15 protein-coding genes are annotated in these 15303 nt (G+C 68.6%); 4 read left to right on the top strand and 11 right to left on the bottom strand.

Features of this window, described 5'->3' with window-relative positions:
• Positions 1-23: 23 nt before the first annotated feature.
• From uppS to leuA, 3 genes are read right to left on the bottom strand one after another with little or no spacing between them, the layout of a single operon-like run.
• The gene (gene uppS / locus Q4A20_RS04195) at positions 24-857 is read right to left on the bottom strand and encodes a polyprenyl diphosphate synthase (protein ID WP_303120673.1); all 834 of its coding nucleotides are present in this window, start codon (positions 855-857) and stop codon (positions 24-26) included.
• Position 858: 1 nt separating this feature from the next.
• Entirely contained in the window at positions 859-1608 is a 750-nt protein-coding gene (gene recO / locus Q4A20_RS04190; protein WP_303120671.1) for a DNA repair protein RecO, read from the bottom strand.
• An 11-nt stretch (positions 1609-1619) separates the two neighbouring features.
• Entirely contained in the window at positions 1620-3398 is a 1779-nt protein-coding gene (leuA, locus tag Q4A20_RS04185) for a 2-isopropylmalate synthase (protein WP_303120669.1), read from the bottom strand.
• Positions 3399-3730: 332 nt separating this feature from the next.
• Between leuA and Q4A20_RS04180 the strand changes: the two genes are divergently transcribed.
• From Q4A20_RS04180 to Q4A20_RS04165, 4 genes are all read left to right on the top strand, one after another.
• Positions 3731-4651: an ABC transporter ATP-binding protein gene (locus Q4A20_RS04180; RefSeq protein WP_303120667.1), complete on the top strand. Its 921-nt coding sequence runs from the start codon at positions 3731-3733 to the stop codon at positions 4649-4651.
• Positions 4651-5502, top strand: a complete 852-nt coding sequence (locus Q4A20_RS04175) for an ABC transporter permease (protein ID WP_303120665.1) — start codon at positions 4651-4653, stop codon at positions 5500-5502. Before Q4A20_RS04180 ends, Q4A20_RS04175 begins: the two co-directional genes overlap by 1 nt.
• Position 5503: 1 nt before the next feature.
• Positions 5504-5728 (top strand): helix-turn-helix transcriptional regulator, encoded by a 225-nt coding sequence (locus tag Q4A20_RS04170; RefSeq protein ID WP_303120663.1) that lies wholly within the window; start codon positions 5504-5506, stop codon positions 5726-5728.
• Positions 5729-5838: 110 nt separating this feature from the next.
• Positions 5839-7590, top strand: coding sequence for an ABC transporter ATP-binding protein (locus Q4A20_RS04165; protein WP_303120660.1), 1752 nt, complete (start codon positions 5839-5841; stop codon positions 7588-7590).
• A gap of 16 nt (positions 7591-7606) precedes the next feature.
• Here Q4A20_RS04165 and Q4A20_RS04160 read toward each other — a convergent pair whose 3' ends face one another.
• The 8 genes from Q4A20_RS04160 to Q4A20_RS04125 are packed head-to-tail and all read right to left on the bottom strand — an operon-like array spanning position 7607 to position 15300.
• Positions 7607-7975, bottom strand: a complete 369-nt coding sequence (locus Q4A20_RS04160; protein ID WP_303120721.1) for an ATP-binding cassette domain-containing protein — start codon at positions 7973-7975, stop codon at positions 7607-7609.
• Positions 7912-8310 carry an ATP-binding cassette domain-containing protein gene (locus Q4A20_RS04155; RefSeq protein ID WP_303120719.1) on the bottom strand — a complete coding sequence of 133 codons (399 nt, stop codon included), beginning with the start codon at positions 8308-8310 and terminating at the stop codon, positions 7912-7914. Before Q4A20_RS04155 ends, Q4A20_RS04160 begins: the two co-directional genes overlap by 64 nt.
• Positions 8303-9355: a hypothetical protein gene (locus tag Q4A20_RS04150; RefSeq protein ID WP_303120657.1), complete on the bottom strand. Its 1053-nt coding sequence runs from the start codon at positions 9353-9355 to the stop codon at positions 8303-8305. Before Q4A20_RS04150 ends, Q4A20_RS04155 begins: the two co-directional genes overlap by 8 nt.
• A 37-nt stretch (positions 9356-9392) precedes the next feature.
• The gene (locus tag Q4A20_RS04145) at positions 9393-11270 is read right to left on the bottom strand and encodes a S9 family peptidase (RefSeq protein WP_303120655.1); all 1878 of its coding nucleotides are present in this window, start codon (positions 11268-11270) and stop codon (positions 9393-9395) included.
• Between the two features lie 12 nt (positions 11271-11282).
• Positions 11283-12299, bottom strand: coding sequence for a GTPase Era (era, locus tag Q4A20_RS04140; RefSeq protein ID WP_303120653.1), 1017 nt, complete (start codon positions 12297-12299; stop codon positions 11283-11285).
• Between the two features lie 9 nt (positions 12300-12308).
• Positions 12309-13652 carry a hemolysin family protein gene (locus Q4A20_RS04135; RefSeq protein ID WP_303120651.1) on the bottom strand — a complete coding sequence of 448 codons (1344 nt, stop codon included), beginning with the start codon at positions 13650-13652 and terminating at the stop codon, positions 12309-12311.
• Positions 13649-14107 (bottom strand): rRNA maturation RNase YbeY, encoded by a 459-nt coding sequence (gene ybeY / locus Q4A20_RS04130; protein ID WP_303120649.1) that lies wholly within the window; start codon positions 14105-14107, stop codon positions 13649-13651. The genes Q4A20_RS04135 and ybeY overlap by 4 nt, the downstream gene beginning before the upstream one ends.
• Positions 14104-15300 (bottom strand): PhoH family protein, encoded by a 1197-nt coding sequence (locus tag Q4A20_RS04125; protein WP_303120648.1) that lies wholly within the window; start codon positions 15298-15300, stop codon positions 14104-14106. Before Q4A20_RS04125 ends, ybeY begins: the two co-directional genes overlap by 4 nt.
• Between the last annotated feature and the right edge of the window lie 3 nt (positions 15301-15303).

Here is a 15303-nt window from a genome sequence, read left to right as displayed (position 1 = left end):
CGGTTGAAGTGGCATCGCCGGGGTCAGGACTCGGACGTCACCCGGTCGACGGCGCCACCGAAGCGCCGCTCCCGGTGCGCGTAGGCCTCGCAGGCGCGCCACAGCTCGGTGCGGTCGAACTCGGGCCAGGGCAGGTCGGAGAAGTACAGCTCCGCGTAGGCGGAGGACCACATCAGGAAATTGCTGGTGCGCTGCTCCCCGCCGGTGCGGATGAACAGGTCCACATCCCGCATATGTGGGGAGTAGAGGTAGCGCTGCACGGTCTTCTCACTGATCGACGCCGCCCGCAGCCGCCCGGCCTCCACGTCGCGGGCGATTGCGCGGGCAGCGTCGGCAATCTCGGCCCGGCCGCCGTAGTTCAGGCACATGTTCAGCACCATGGTGTCGTTGTCGGCGGTGATGCGCTCGGAGCGGCGCACCTCCTTGAGTACCGACTTCCACAACTTCGGCTCGCGCCCCACCCAGTTCACGCGCACGCCCCAGGCCAGCAGGTCATCGGTCTGGGCGCGCAGCACGGAGCGGGTGAAGCCCATCAGGAAGCGCACCTCCGCGGGCGAGCGCCTCCAGTTCTCGGTGGAGAAGGCGTACACGCTCAGCTCCTTGATGCCCAGCTCGACGGCGCCGGCGATCACATCCATCATGGTCGACTCCCCCACCCGGTGCCCCTCGGTGCGGGGCAGGCCGCGGGCATTGGCCCAGCGACCGTTGCCGTCCATGACGCAGGCGACGTGCGCTGGCACTGCTGCCGGATCGAGGGCCGGCGGAGTGAGCCCCTCACGGTGGAGGGGGACGACGTCGAGGGGGTACGGATTAGCGCCGGTCCCGTCGGCGGGTGCGGAATCAGTGGCGTCAGCCATGTCATGCCCTTTCTACGAGGGAGAGGGAGCGCAGGCGCCGTTCCAGGTGCCAGGTCAGGTAGGCGGACACGCAGCCGGAGGCCTCGGAGCGCTGGCGCTGGCTCGAGGCGTCGGCCACCTCCCAGTTGCCGGAGAGCAGGGCGCCGAGCAGGGCCATGGCGCCGGGTTCGACGTCGACGGCGCCGGCGGGTCGGCATGTGGCACAGACAGTGCCGCCCGCCTGCACGTGGAAGGCGGTGTGAGGGCCGGGTGCGCCGCAGCGGGCGCAGTCGTAGCAGGAGGGTGCCCAGCCGGCCAGGGCGAGGGCCCGCAGTAGGTAGGAGTCGAGTACCAGACCGGGGGCGTGGCGCCGGCGCGCCAGGGCTGACAGCGCCCCGTACAGCAGCAGGAACTGCTGCGGGGAGTCGCTGGTGCCCAGGTCGCCGTCATCCTGGGTCAGCCGTTCCGCCGTCTCCGCCATGGTCTCGGCGCAGGTGAACATGGCGTAGTCGGCGGCGATGTTGCGACCGAAGGGGTCAATGGTCTCCACCTGGGTGACCACGTCCAGGCTCCGCCCGGCGTGCAGCTGCACGTCGATCATGGAGAAGGGCTCCAGGCGTGCGCCGAAGCGGGAGGTGGTGCGACGCACTCCCTTGGCGACGGCACGCACCTGCCCGTGGGCACGGGTGAGCATGACGATGATGCGGTCGGCTTCACCCAGCTTGTAGGTGCGCAGGACGATGGCCTCGTCCCGGTAGAGCCTCTCCCCCAACGGCGCCTCCGTCAGCGCATGGCGCGGTTGACGGCGGAGATGACGGCCTTGAAGGAGGCCGTGGTGATGGAGGAGTCGATGCCGACACCCCACAGGACCTGGCCGCCGACCTCGCACTCGACGTAACAGGCTGCGCGCGCATCGCGCCCCTCGCTGAGGGCGTGCTCGGCGTAGTCGAGGATACGCACCTGGATACCGGTCTGTTCCAGCGCGGTGACGAAGGCATCGAGTGGGCCGGAGCCGGATGCGGTGAGCAGTTTGCGTTCCTCGCCGTCGGAGATGGTGACGGTGAGGATGGACTCGTCATCGCCGACGGCGGTGAGCGTGGCCCCCTTGAGGCTGTAACGGCCCCAGGTGGGCAGGTCGACGCCGGGGGCGGCCGCGGCCGGCAGGTACTCGTCGGTGAAGATCGACCACAGGTCGCCCGCGTCCACCTCGCCGCCGTAGGTGTCGGTGTGATGCTGAACGATGTTGGAGAACTCGATCTGCAGGCGGCGGGGCAGGTCCAGGTTGTGGGTGGTACGCAGCAGGTAGGACACTCCGCCCTTGCCGGACTGGGAGTTCACTCGCACCACGGCCTCGTAGGAGCGGCCGACGTCGTGGGGGTCGATGGGAAGGTAGGGCATGGACCAGGGCACGGCCACCTCGGCCTCGGCTTGGCTCAGGCCGCTGCCTACCTTCGCGGCAACCTTTTCGGCGCGCGCTGCGAAGCCCTTCTTGATGGCGTCCTGGTGGGAGCCGGAGAAGGAGGTGTAGACGAGTTCACCGGCGTAGGGGGTGCGCGGGGGCACGTCCATCTGGGTGGAGTGTTCGACAACGCGCCGGACCTCGTCAATGTCGGACAGGTCGAGCATGGGGTCGACGCCCTGGCTGAACAGGTTCAGGGCCAGGGTGACCAGGTCGACGTTGCCGGTGCGCTCGCCGTGGCCGAACAGGCAGCCCTCCACGCGGTCGGCACCGGCGAGCAGCCCCAGCTCTGCTGCGGCGATGCCGGAGCCGCGGTCGTTGTGGTTGTGGATGGACAGGCACACGGCGTCGCGGTGGGAGAGGTTGCGGCTCATCCATTCGATCTGGTCGGCGTAGACATTGGGGGTGGCCCGCTCGACGGTGGCCGGCAGGTTGAGGATGATCTCGCGGTCGTCCTCGGGCTGCCACACGCCCATGACGGCCTCGCACACCTCAAGTGCGTACTCGCGCTCGGTGTCCACGAAGATCTCCGGGGAGTACTCGTAGCCGAAGATGGTGTCATCGGTGAGCACCTTCTCCGCCCTCGCCATGACCTGGCGGGTTCCGTCAACGGCAAGCTCGCGGATGTCATCCCTATCCATGCGAAAGACAACTTCACGGAACAGGGGGGACAGGGCGTTGTACAGGTGGACGGTGGCGCGTGGGGCGCCGACGCAGGCGTCCAGGGTGCGGTCGATCAGGTCGCTACGGGACTGGGTGAGCACGGAGATCGTGACGTCGGCAGGAATGGCGTCATCGTCCACCAGCGAGCGCACGAAGTCGTAGTCGGTCTGGGAGGCGGCGGGGAAGCCGACCTCGATCTCCTTGAAGCCCATGCGCACAAGCAGGTCGAAGACGGCACGCTTGGCGATGGACCCCATGGGCTCGATGAGGGACTGGTTTCCGTCGCGCAGGTCGGTGGTGAGCCAGCGGGGCGCGCGGGTGATGCGCTTATTCGGCCAGGTGCGGTCCGGCAGGGAGGTCTCCACGGTGTCGAGGAAGGGCCGGTACTTGGAAAAGGGCATGCCGGAGGGCTGCTGCGGGGCGGGGCGGGCGGTTCGCATGGGTCTGGGTTCTCCTGAACGGTGTGCTGGCTCCCGGCGCCGGAGCCCGGCGCGCCGGGGTTGGCTGGCTACGCGAAAGTAAGCCGCGGTCGGGGTGCCGGCCTGTTCAGGCCCCGCCGCGGCGACTAAGCAGGAGGTTCCGCTCCCGAACCAAGGTCGCGCGCACGGAGACACCGTACCGCGAATCCGCCGATCCGCCACGCCAGGTCACAGTGTGGACGGCGTGTGCGCGGCGGACCCGAGTCTCTCGGCACCAAGCGACCGTCAGCGTTAGACGCAATATGTAGTAGGTCTGCTATATTCGATAGCGTACCTACCAGGAAGGAGCGGCCATGTCCGCTGCCCCGCCCATAATCGCCGCCCGGGGCGTCGACTTCGCCTATGGCAAGAACCCCGTGCTGCACAACGTCAGCCTCACGGTCCAGCCCGGCGAGGTCGTCTGCCTGTTGGGCCCTAACGGCGTCGGCAAGACCACGTTGGTGGAGAACCTGCTCGGCTCACTGCGCCCGCGCTCGGGCAGCGTCCGCGTCTTCGGCGCAGATCCGCGCCGCGCGGATGCGGCTTTCTGGGCGCGGATCGGGCTGGTGCAGCAGAACTGGACCGATCACGCCAAGTGGCGGGTCAAGGATCAGTTGGAGTGGATTCGTTCCATGCAGCTGACCACAACGGTGCGGGTGGCCACGGTGGCCGAGGTGCTCGACGCCGTAGGTCTGGCCGACAAGTCCGACTCGCGTCTGTCCCGACTCTCGGGAGGGCAGCGCCGCACGCTCGATTTCGCGGCGGCGCTGCTGGGGCGCCCGGAGCTGCTGATTCTTGATGAGCCGACGACGGGTCTGGACCCCGCCTCCAAGGCCCGCCTGCACGATCTGCTCATGGAGCGCGTCGACGACCGCGCTACCGTGTTGATGACCACGCATGACCTGTCCGAGGCCGAGCGCCTGGCCTCGCGCGTGGTCATTATGGCGGCGGGCCGGATCATCGCCGACGGCACCGTCACCGAGTTGCGCGAAAAGCTCGGCCGCAAGGCGGAGGTGACCTGGCTGCAGGACGGCGAGCGCCACGTGCACGCCACCTCCGCCCCCGAGCGCTTCCTGCAACGTCTGGATCTGGACGCGATCAGCGGGTTGACGGTCACCCGTCCGACCTTGGAGGAGGCCTACCTCGCGCTGGTTTCCCAGTCGACGGACACCGGCCCGACCGATCCAAGCAGTGACAGCCACCAAATCACCCTCAGTATCCAGGAGTCCCAGTAATGAGCCCCACCCGATCCCTGCCCCTATCCGTGCTACGCGCCGCGTCGCGTCAGGCCTATGGTGACCTGCGCCCGAACATCATGGGAGCCGGAGCTATGTCTATCTTGTTTGCGGTAGCCGCCATATTGGTCGTCTCCCGGATAAGCGACGGTCCACTCCAAGGTTTCGGGTCTTCCAGCGCCTTCGGCACGATGTTCGCGGCCGGCAGCGTCGGTGGCTTCGCCAGTCTCGTCATGATGCAGATCGGCGGGGAGACCTATACCGACCGAATCGGCGGCGCATTACTGCGGGTGCGTATCCTCCCGCACGGACCGCTCACCTGGGCGATCGGCAAGACGCTCTCCACCGTGGCGCAGGTGCTCATCATGCAGGCGATGATCCTCCTGGGCGCCGTTCTCTTCATCCCTATCGCCACACCCACCACCGGGACGGCGCTGCTCTGCCTACTCATTGCCGCGCTGGCCTCGCTGGCGTGCGCACCACTCGGGTTCTTCCTCAGCGCGTTCATCCGCGGCGTTTACAGTTACATGGTGAGCTTTCTGGTTTGCATTGCACTCGTAGCGACCGGTTACTGCTACCCGACCTCCGCCCTGCCGGGCTGGGTACAGGGCATTCAAATGGTGCTGCCGACCTACTGGTCCGGGCATCTGACCCGGTGGGCGCTCGTGGGTGATCCGTCCTGGGAGATCGGTGGCGTCTTCCACCCGGCGTTGGGCTTCGGGGTGCTGCTGGCCTGGGTCGTCGTCGGCTTCGCGCTGGTGCCGCCGGTCATTCGCCGCAGCTTCCGCAAGGAGACGATCGGCGGCCTGAACCGCACCCAGTCGACGATCCGCTCGCAGACTGGGCTGTGAAATGTCCGGAGAGGTCGTTCACAACCGGATCGCCGTGCTGCGCGCGGACCGCAGGATCAGCCGACGGCAGCTGGCGGAGGCGCTCGGCGTGCACTACCAGACGGTCGGCTATCTGGAACGCGGAGAGTACGCCCCGTCGCTGTACCTGGCGCTGCGCATCGCCCGCTACTTCGACGTTCCCGTGGAGTCGGTGTTCTCCCTGGAGGAGTTCCCGCCTCTCACCTGAGCAGCTGAGGCGCTCCGGGCGCCCGCTCTCGCCGAAGCCGGCCCATAAGGCATTCAGCTGTTGGGCTAACCGCACCTGCGCCCCATAGGAATTGGGCTTTCATTGACCTCATGGCGACGCGTGAGGAGAACCGGGAGCGCATACGTGTCCTGTGGCAGTACATCAAGCCGCACTGGAAGGTGCTGTCCATCGGGGTCGTGCTCGGGCTGGCAGGAACTGCCAGCTCGCTGGCCACCCCCATGGTCACCAAGTGGGTCCTGGACACCCTGGGAACGGGTGTCGACCTGCTGCAGCCGGTGGGGCTGCTGGTGGCTTTGTTCGTGGTGGGGGCGATTGCTAGCTTCGCGCAGTACGTAGTGCTGGGGCAGCTGGCGGAGAACATCGTGCTGGACGCGCGCCGCTCCCTCATCAGCCGGTTCTTCCGCGCCAAACTGCAGCAGGTGCAGCGCATCCGCACCGGAGAACTGGTCACCCGCGTCACCAGCGATACGGTGCTGCTGCGGGAGGCGACCACCACTTCCGTCACTCAGCTGGTGGACGGAGCGGTGGCACTGGTCGGCACCATCGCGCTCATGGCGGTCCTCGACGTGCCCCTGCTCATCGCCACGCTCATCACCCTCATGATCATCGCCGTCCCCATGATCATCCTCATGCCCATGATCGGCGAGGCAGACAAGCGCGCCCAGGACTCACTGGGCGAGCTCGGCGGCTCGCTCGAGTCCGGTATGCGCGCCCTGCGCACCGTCAAGGCCTCACGCGCCGAGGACCGGGAAGTAGCCGCCTCACAGGACCGGGCGCAGACCGCGGCCAAGTTCGCGGTCCGCTCGGTGTGGATCTCGGCCACGACCGGGGTCGTCGCCGGCGGCGGACTACAGCTGGGGATCATCGCCATCCTCGGTTTCGGGGCCTGGCGGGTGAGTACCGGGGCACTGGCCGTTTCCACACTCGTCGCCTTCCTGCTATACGCCTTCAACCTCGTGACTCCGATCAGCAACCTGACCATGGCCTTCACCCAGTTGCAGTCCGGCATCGCGGCGGCCGGACGCATTCGTGAGACCCAGCATCTGGAACTCGAGGATCTGCACACGGTTCCGGGCGGCGCCACCGACGTCGCCAATGCGGAGGACTCGCCCAGGATCGTGCTGCGCGGCGTAGTCGCCCAGTACGCCGACGCGAAGCAACCGGCCCTGAGCCAAGTGAGCCTGGAAATCCCCCGCACCGGGCACGTGGCCCTGGTGGGCCCCTCCGGTGCGGGCAAGACGACGGTGTTCTCCCTGCTCCTGCGATTCCTTGAGCCGAGTTCCGGAAGCCTTGAACTCGACGGCGTCCCGTACAACCGTCTCAGCATCGATCAGGTCCGCTCGCGGATCTCCTATGTGGAGCAGGAGACGCCTGTTATTCCGGGCACCATCCGGGATAATGTTCACTACCGGCATCCGGATGCCGACGCTGCGGAGGTGTGGCGGGCACTCGACGCAGTCGGCCTAGCGGACCGCGTGCGTCAGTTGCCCGAGGGAATCGACGCGCAGGTGGCCGCCACCAGCCTGTCCGGCGGGGAGCGGCAACGCCTCGCCATTGCGCGTGCACTGCTGCGCTCCCCCGACCTGGTACTGCTCGATGAGGCCACCGCCCAGCTGGACGGTATCAGCGAGGCCGCGATCCAAAGGGCGATCCTCCAACTGGCACAGGCGGGGACCGTGGTCACCATCGCCCACCGCCTGTCCACCGTGATCGACGCCGACCGCATCATCGTCCTGGAGGACGGAAGGGTGCGCGATGAGGGCACGCATGCAGAGCTGTTGGAGCGCGATGGTCTCTACCAGGAGTTCATCGCCGCCCTACGGATCGGGACACCCCGGTAGGCGGTTTCGTTTGGCCCTATGACCCGCTGGATCCGCCGACGACGCCGAAGGCGTCCAGGTAGGCCCGCTCGGCGCCGCCGGCGCGCACGTCCACGGTGGCGGCCACCAGCCCGTCCTTGAGCAGCACCACCCGCTCGCACACCTCGTCGAGCACACTGAGGATGTGGCTGGACATCAGGGCGATGCCGCCGCCGTCCAGGTAGTCGGCCAGGGCGCGTCGGAACAGCAGCACGCCCTCCACGTCGAGCCCGTTCAGCGGCTCGTCCAGCACCACCACCCGAGGGGCGCCGAGGAAGGCGCAGGCGATCCCCAGGCGGCGGATCATTCCCTGGGACAGGTGCCGTACCTCGGTGTCGCGGAAGTCGGCGCAGCCGAAGCGGTCCAGCTGCCCCTCCAGCGCAGTGTCGTCCAGGTCCAGCGGCGCATGGCGGCCTCGAAGCGGCACGCCTGACGGGCGGTGAGCTGTGGGAACAGCCGACTTTGCTCGGGCAGGAAGCCACAGGCCTCGGCGGGCAGGCGCCGCCCCAGCTCGCGTCCGTCCAGGCGGACGGTGCCGGACTGGAAGTCGCTCACCCCGCATAGGGCACCGAAGAGGGTGGTCTTGCCCGCCCCGTTGGGGCCGACGACGCCGAGCACCTCCCCCGCTGCCACCTCCAGGGTCAGCGGCCCGGTGCCGCGCCCGCCGCGGTACCGACGCTGTACGTCAATGACTTCAAGCATGTTCACTTCTGCACAGTAGGTGGGCGGCGGCCGGGAGCACCGCCAGGGGCAGCCCCGGAACCAGGGCGAGCAGTGCCCCGCCCAGTTCCGCGGCGGGCAGCATGCGATGCCGCCGGGTGTAGGCGGTGGCGGCGTCGGCCAGCGCCATCGCCAGTAGCGGCAGGTATACCAGGCACACCAGCAGGTGGACGACATCGATGCGGGCCCCGGCGACCATGCCGAGCGAGCTAGCCGCCAGGCATTCGGCAACCAGTAGCGGCAGCGCCAGCGCGAGCTTGGCGCGCCGCAGCTCCGCGTCGGCGATGGCGTAACGGCTCCTGGCATAGCGGGCTGAAGGCGTGTCATCGACCTCGGCGAGAACGCCGATCACCGTCGCAGCCAGGTAGGCACCCGCGACAAACACGCCAACGAAGACCGACTGACCGAAGCGTCCCAGCGCGTATGCGCTCACCACGCCCACAGCTGCCACCAGAATCGTCGGCAACCAGGAGGCCGAGCACAGGTAGACCACGCACAGCGAAGAGACACGGGTCCGCAGCCTGGCACCGATCCGCAGCTTTAGCCGCGTCATTGGGAGCCCGGGTGCAATGCCGACGCGTCCAAGCCAGTCCGCGGCAACCGCCCCCAGCGCCGTCGTCACCGTCCACGCCGCCAACAGCAGCCCGAAGCGGCCCGGTTCGGACCAGCCCGGAAAGTCCACTACTAACGTTCCACACACAGCCTCCAACGCCGTCAGCGGCAGGGACATGACTGCGTACAGCGCGAGAAAGTCCGCCGGCCCGAATCCGTAGTAGCGCAGGGCCGCATCCCGGGTGGCGTTGATGTCACGCAGCAACATCGAGGCGTTCAGCGCCGCCAACGGCACACCCGCACCGCCTACCACCAGGGCCTGTGCGGGAACGCCCGTCACTGTCACCGTGCCCCGAGTCGATGCCACTACGAGTATGGCGACCAGCACGAGGGCGAAGGAGCACACGGACGGCGTGAAGATGATTCCGGGGCGGCGCAGACGGCACGCCCAGGCAATCATGGTCAGGGCTCTCACAGACGCATCCTCACCTGAATGATCTATACGGCACAGCTCAAACCAGCATGGGGAACAGGCCCCAGTAGGCGATGGCCACCAGCAGCACCACGGCTCCGGTCAACGCCGCAGTGAATACGGAGGCCGCAGGCACGGTGAGCCAGCGGCCCTTCTCACCGCGGTCCCGGTTGGCTGAATGTACCGCGGCCCGCATGAGGCGCGCCCGGTGGACGACCTTGACGAGCAAGACCACTGCAAGAACCGCTACCAGTTGCACCACCACCCAGCCGCCGTAGGAGAACAGGTGGTTGGTGCGGTAGCTGATGGCCAGGGACGCCACGCCGAGGATGTAAATCGCATACAGCAGCCAGGCCGCCGTCACGCTCAGGCACAGGGCGACGGCCCAGCGCCCGATGGGGTCGGGAAGGTGTAGGCCGCGCCGTCCTCGCAGCCGTGGCCCCTGTCCGAGCAGCCAGCCCAGCCCCGCCGCCGTCATCAGTCCGAAGCCGATGACGAATGTGGCCAGCATGAGGTCCCCGGAGGCGTACCAGCGGGTGGAGTCGGGCCGCTGCGCCCAGTAGGCCTGGGTTGGGGTGGCGCCCGCTACGTGGGGCTCGGCGGCGGCGGTCTCCGGCAGGCCCGCCACCCAGCGGGACAGGTCGCGGGCCACTCCCGGGGCGAGGGAGCCGGAGGTGGAGATGCCGAGTTTCAACCCGTGGTTGGCGCCGTCGTAGTAGCGGACGGTGAGCTGCTCGTTGGCGTTTGCCCGCAGGGCGTCCCGAACGGTGGTCGGTCCCTGCACCAGGGGCATGGAGGCGTCGGCGGTGCCGTAGAGCATCAGCACTGGGACAGTGAGGCTCTCCAAATATGCAACCGAGTCGAAGTCGGCGTATTCGAAGCCGCCACCGGGGATCTCCGCACTGCCGAGCACGCGCGGAATCAGGTCGAGCATGGCCTCGGGCACACCGACGTTGCGCATGTAGCTGTCCACGGCCAGGGCGGCCTGCTCGCGCAGTCGCACCACGGGGGCGCTGGCCAGGATCAGGAAGGCGACACGGTTGTCCTCGGCGGTCAGCACCACCGCGGGAATGGCGCCCTCAGACTCCCCGTAAATGCCGACGGCGTCCCCGTCCACACCGTCCAGGGCGACCAGATAGTCCAGGCTCCGCCGGTACTCGGCGGCCATGGACAGGTAGTCGCGGTCGGTTGTGGAGTAGTCCTCCATGGGTTTGGAGGGTACGAGTGTGGCCACGCCGGCTGAGGCCAGTGACTCGGCCTGTTCGGTAAAGCCCCAGATGGTGTGGGTGCCGGCGCCGTGCATGAAGACGACACCGGGGGTGTTGCCATCTACGCCTATGGGGCGACGCAGCAGGGCGGAGACCTCCCCGCCGTCGGCCTGGGTGATGGTCACGGTGGTGGTCTCGACCTGGTAGGTGCCGACGCCGGGAGTGGCGATCGTCCCGCCGATGGTGGTGTCGGTGGTGGACGGGGTCAGGGAGTCGGTGACCGGTTGAGGATTCCAGCGGGGCCCGGCGAGAGTACCGATCAGACTGAGGCCGAGGACGGTCACCACCACGCCGCCGATGACGCGGTGGTCGGTGGAGACCGCGACTACCAGGGCGCCCAGACCGATAGTCAGCAGGATCTCCCAGATCTCCCGGCCGCCGGTGCCGAGCAGTCCCAGGAGGGCGGCGACGCCCGCGGCCGCCACCAACACGATCATGGTGCGGCGCCGCTCGGTGCGCCACAGCCAAGAGACGAGCGACCAGACGCGGCGGGGGAATTCACGTATCCAGGCCCAGCCGGAGCGCAGTTCGGCCGCGGTGATGCGCGCGGGCTGCCGCTTGGGGCCGAGGCGACGGCCCAGGCCGGCCCGGGGGCGTTCGCTCAGGCGTCCATGCGCGGAGCTGTTTCGGGAGTCGGGGAGCGGATGCATGGGCGGGCGGTTTCAGAATCCGAGCCTGGCCAACGCCTTGGGGTCGGACTGCCAGTCCTTGACGGTGCGCACGTGCAGGTCGAGGTAGACCTTGCGACCCAGCAGCTCCTGGATGCCGCGGCGCGCCTGGGTGCCGATGGCCTTGAGGTTGGCGCCGCCCCGACCGATCACGATGGCCTTTTGGGAGTCGCGCTCCACCAGGAGGCTGACGCGCACCTGCAGGCGGTTGCCGGTTCCCTTGATGCGGCCGGCGTTCTCGGCGGTGGCCGGGTCCACGATCTCGTCGACGACGACGGCCAGCGAGTGCGGCAGCTCATCCCGCAGCCGCTCCAGGGCGGCTTCGCGGACGAGTTCGCCGACCATGACGGCCTGCGGTTCGTCGGTGACGGAGTCGGTGGGGTACAGCGGCGGGGATGGCGGCAGGTGGGAGGCGAGGACTTCCTCCAGGACGTCGATCTGCTCCCCCTCGACGGCGGAGACGGGCACGATGTCCGCCCACTGTCCGAGCTGGTCGACGGCGAGCAGCTGCTCGGCCAGTTTGGCGCGGGAGACGGTGTCGGTCTTGGTGACGACGGCGACGACGGGCTTGCCCAGGTCGGCCAGTTCTCGGGCGATGAGCCGGTCGCCGGGGCCGATCTTGTCACCGGCGGGGATGCAGAAGGCGACCACATCCACGCCGGCCAGGGTCTCACGCACCAGGTCGTTCAGGCGCTGCCCCAGGAGGGTCCGGGGGCGGTGGAAGCCCGGGGTGTCCACCAGCACCAGCTGGCAGTCCGGCCGACTGACGACGCCGCGCACGTTGTGGCGGGTGGTTTCGGGACGCCCGGAGGTGATGGCGATCTTGGTGCCCACCAGCGCGTTGGTCAGGGTGGACTTGCCGGTGTTGGGGCGGCCCATGAGGCACACGAAGCCGGCCCGGAAGTCCTCGGGGAAGTCCGGGATGGCGATGGCGGCGCGGGCGGGGTCTGCGGCGGTGTCCGGGTCATCGGGCAGGATGGGGAAGCCGTCGGGGTCGGTGGCGCTGGTCATCGGATCTCCTCAGTCGTCCTTCTCGTCGTTTTCGGCGTGCTGATTAATGGTGTCTGCCGGATCGGAGTCTGTCTGGTGGGGGCCATGCGTGACGGCGTCGGTGCGGGAGGCCCGGAGGGTGGCGACTTGGCGGCGTCGCCCGGTGGCCTCCTCGGCCACCAGGTGGATGCCCTGTACGTCACCGCTGGCCCCGGGCAGCGGCACCCGGCCGATGGCCTTGGTGAGCAGGCCGCCGGCGGTGTCGACGTCGTCGTCGTCGATCTCCAGGTCGAAGAGCTCACCGAGGGCGTCCAGGCCCAGGCGGACGGGCACCCGGAAGGTGCCGTCCCCAAGGTCTTCGGCGACCGGCTCGGCGTGGTCGTGCTCGTCGGTGAGTTCGCCGACGACCTCCTCCAAAAGGTCCTCCAGGGTGACCAGGCCGGCGATGCCGCCGTATTCGTCCACGGCCAGGGCGATGTGGAAGTGCCCGAGCTGCATTTCCCGCAGCAGGTCATCGGCGAGCTTGGTCTCGGGCACGTAGACGGCCTCGCGCACGAAGGAAACCACCGGCCGCTCCCCGTGCTCGGGGTGGTCGGACAGGCGCCGCAGCACGTCCTTCAGATACAGGATGCCGCGCACGTCATCGGCGTCCTCACCGATCACGGGCACGCGGGAGTAGCCGGAGCGGATGAACAGGCGCAGGCCGGCGGAGGCGGGCTTGTGCTCATCAATGGTGACCATGTCGGTGCGGGGCACCATGACTTCACGCACAAGCGTCTGGCCGAGTTCGACGACGGAGCGGAGCATTTCCCGATCCTCGTCCTCGATGGTCTCGGAGTCGCCTATCTCGTCGATCATCTCGCGCAGGTCCTCGGTGACTTCGGCACGCATCTCGGCTTCGGTGAGCGCGGAGGCATGACCGAACCGTGAGTCGAGCCAGCGCCAGGGCGCGCCGAGGGCGTCGACCCGCTCCAGCAGGCCGGCGAGCACCAGCAGGGTGCCTGCGGGGTTGCGGCGCCCAGCGGAACGCGGGGAGATGCCGACCAGCAGCCCGAGCAGCACCAGGTTCAGGGCGATTGCCACCAGTAGCACCTGCCACCAGCGGTCGAAGCGGCCCGCCACACCGAGTGTCACCAGGATCGCGGCCAGCATGTCTACCGCGGCGCGCAGGCCGGTGAGGGTGCCCAGTACCTGGTCGCGCTTGGTGGTCAGGGCGGCCACGCGGTCGGCGCCGCGCCGACCGGCTTCGACCAGGTCGTCGGCGGCGGCCCGGGTCATGCGGGTCAGGGCTCCCTCCCCCGCCGAGAGCACCATGCCGATTCCGAGGACGATCACCGCGGCGACCAGCAGCAGGACCGTCGGTACCGCGGTCACTTGCCCCGCTCCGCCAGGAAGGTGAGCAGGAGGGTGCGCTGGAGGCCGAACATCTCCTGCTTCTCCTCCGGTTCGGCGTGGTCGTAGCCGAGCAGGTGCAGGATGCCATGGACGGTCAGCAGCAGCATCTCCTCCACGGCGGAATGCCCGGCCTCCAGGGCCTGTTTGGCGGCGACCTGCGGGCACAGCACCACGTCACCCAGGGTGCCCGGCGGTGTCTCGTTCTCCGCGGTGCCGGGGCGCAGCTCATCCATGGGGAAGCTCATGACGTCCGTGGGGCCCTCCAGGTCCAACCAGCGCATGTGCAGCTCGGCCATGGGCTCGGGGTCGATGAACAGGATGTTGAGTTCGGCCAGGGGGCTGACGTGCATGGCGGCCAGCACATAGTCCGCCAGGGCGGCGAACTCGGCGGCGTCGATGTTCGTGCTGGTCTCGTTGATGACCTCGGTAGTCATGGGCGGTTCCTGTCTCGGAATTCGGAGGGAGTGCGGCGCCGGGGTCCACCGCGGCGGGTGGCCGGATCCGCACCGACGGTGTCGGCGTGGGCGGCGTCGTAGCGGGCGTAGGCGTCGACGATTTGGCCGACGAGCCGGTGGCGCACCACGTCGGCGGCGGTCAATTCACAAAAGGCGATGTCCTCCAGACCGTCGAGGATGCGGCGCACCACTCGCAGCCCGGAGGGGCGGCCGCCGGGCAGGTCGATCTGGGAGATGTCCCCGGTGATCACCATTTTGGAACCGAAGCCGAGGCGGGTGAGGAACATCTTCATCTGCTCAGGGCTGGTGTTCTGGGCCTCGTCCAGGATGATGAAGGCGTCATTGAGGGTGCGTCCGCGCATGTAGGCCAGGGGGGCGACCTCAATGGTGCCGGCGGCGATCAGCTGCGGCAGGGCCTCGGCGTCGAGCATGTCGTGCAGGGCGTCGTACAGGGGCCGCAGGTAGGGGTCTATCTTGTCGGTGAGGGTGCCGGGCAGGAAGCCGAGGTTCTCTCCCGCCTCCACGGCCGGGCGGGTGAGGATGATGCGGGAGATCTGCTTGCGGACCAGGGCGTCGACGGCCTTGGCCATGGCCAGGTACGTCTTGCCGGTGCCGGCCGGGCCGATGCCGAAGGTGATGGTGGAGTTCTCGATGGCGTCGGTGTATGCCTTCTGACCGAGCGACTTGGGGCGGATGGAGCGCCCGTGGGTGGTCAGGACCTCGTCAGTGAGGACCTCGGCGGGGCGGGCGGAGGCGTCCAGCAGGCTGATGGCGCGGTCGACGGCGTCGGCGGTCAGGGGCGTGCCGGCGCGGGCGACGTCGATCAGTTCGGACAGCAGCACGACCACCACGTCCACCCGGGCGGCGGGGCCGGTGACGGTCACGGTGGCGCCGCGCACGTGGACGGAGACGTCGGGGAAGCCGCGTTCGACGGCGCGCAGCACTTCGTCTCGGGCGCCGAGCAGGGCGACGGGGGCGAGGTCGTCGGGCAGGGTCAGGCTGCGGGTGACGTCGGCCGGGCCCCCTGCGGGGCAACCTGGTTCGGTCCTTGAGACGGCTGAGACGGTTGAGACAGCGGTGTTGTTCAAGTCGGCGGTGCTCGTGGAGTTCAGTGCGGTTGTGGAGGTCATCACCGCGGAGGCGGCTACTGGTTTGATGGGCGAATTCGTCATCTC

The sequence above is a fragment of the Actinomyces sp. genome, from assembly GCF_030530635.1.
Lineage (GTDB): Bacteria > Actinomycetota > Actinomycetes > Actinomycetales > Actinomycetaceae > Actinomyces.
The sequence above is the reverse complement of the archived record's forward strand: the minus strand, read 5'-3'. Positions and strand labels throughout refer to the sequence as shown.

Excerpts from the sequence above, each read along its gene's own strand:
- Q4A20_RS04145 (WP_303120655.1), bottom strand. The coding sequence starts at position 11,270 with ATGCATCCGCTCCCCGACTCCCGAAACAGCTCCGCGCATGGACGCCTG.
- uppS (WP_303120673.1), bottom strand. The coding sequence starts at position 857 with ATGGCTGACGCCACTGATTCCGCACCCGCCGACGGGACCGGCGCTAAT.
- Q4A20_RS04175 (WP_303120665.1), top strand. The coding sequence starts at position 4,651 with ATGAGCCCCACCCGATCCCTGCCCCTATCCGTGCTACGCGCCGCGTCG.
- Q4A20_RS04125 (WP_303120648.1), bottom strand. The coding sequence starts at position 15,300 with ATGACGAATTCGCCCATCAAACCAGTAGCCGCCTCCGCGGTGATGACC.
- Q4A20_RS04180 (WP_303120667.1), top strand. The coding sequence starts at position 3,731 with ATGTCCGCTGCCCCGCCCATAATCGCCGCCCGGGGCGTCGACTTCGCC.
- ybeY (WP_303120649.1), bottom strand. The coding sequence starts at position 14,107 with ATGACTACCGAGGTCATCAACGAGACCAGCACGAACATCGACGCCGCC.
- Q4A20_RS04165 (WP_303120660.1), top strand. The coding sequence starts at position 5,839 with ATGGCGACGCGTGAGGAGAACCGGGAGCGCATACGTGTCCTGTGGCAG.
- era (WP_303120653.1), bottom strand. The coding sequence starts at position 12,299 with ATGACCAGCGCCACCGACCCCGACGGCTTCCCCATCCTGCCCGATGAC.
- Q4A20_RS04155 (WP_303120719.1), bottom strand. The coding sequence starts at position 8,310 with ATGCTTGAAGTCATTGACGTACAGCGTCGGTACCGCGGCGGGCGCGGC.
- leuA (WP_303120669.1), bottom strand. The coding sequence starts at position 3,398 with ATGCGAACCGCCCGCCCCGCCCCGCAGCAGCCCTCCGGCATGCCCTTT.
- Q4A20_RS04170 (WP_303120663.1), top strand. The coding sequence starts at position 5,504 with ATGTCCGGAGAGGTCGTTCACAACCGGATCGCCGTGCTGCGCGCGGAC.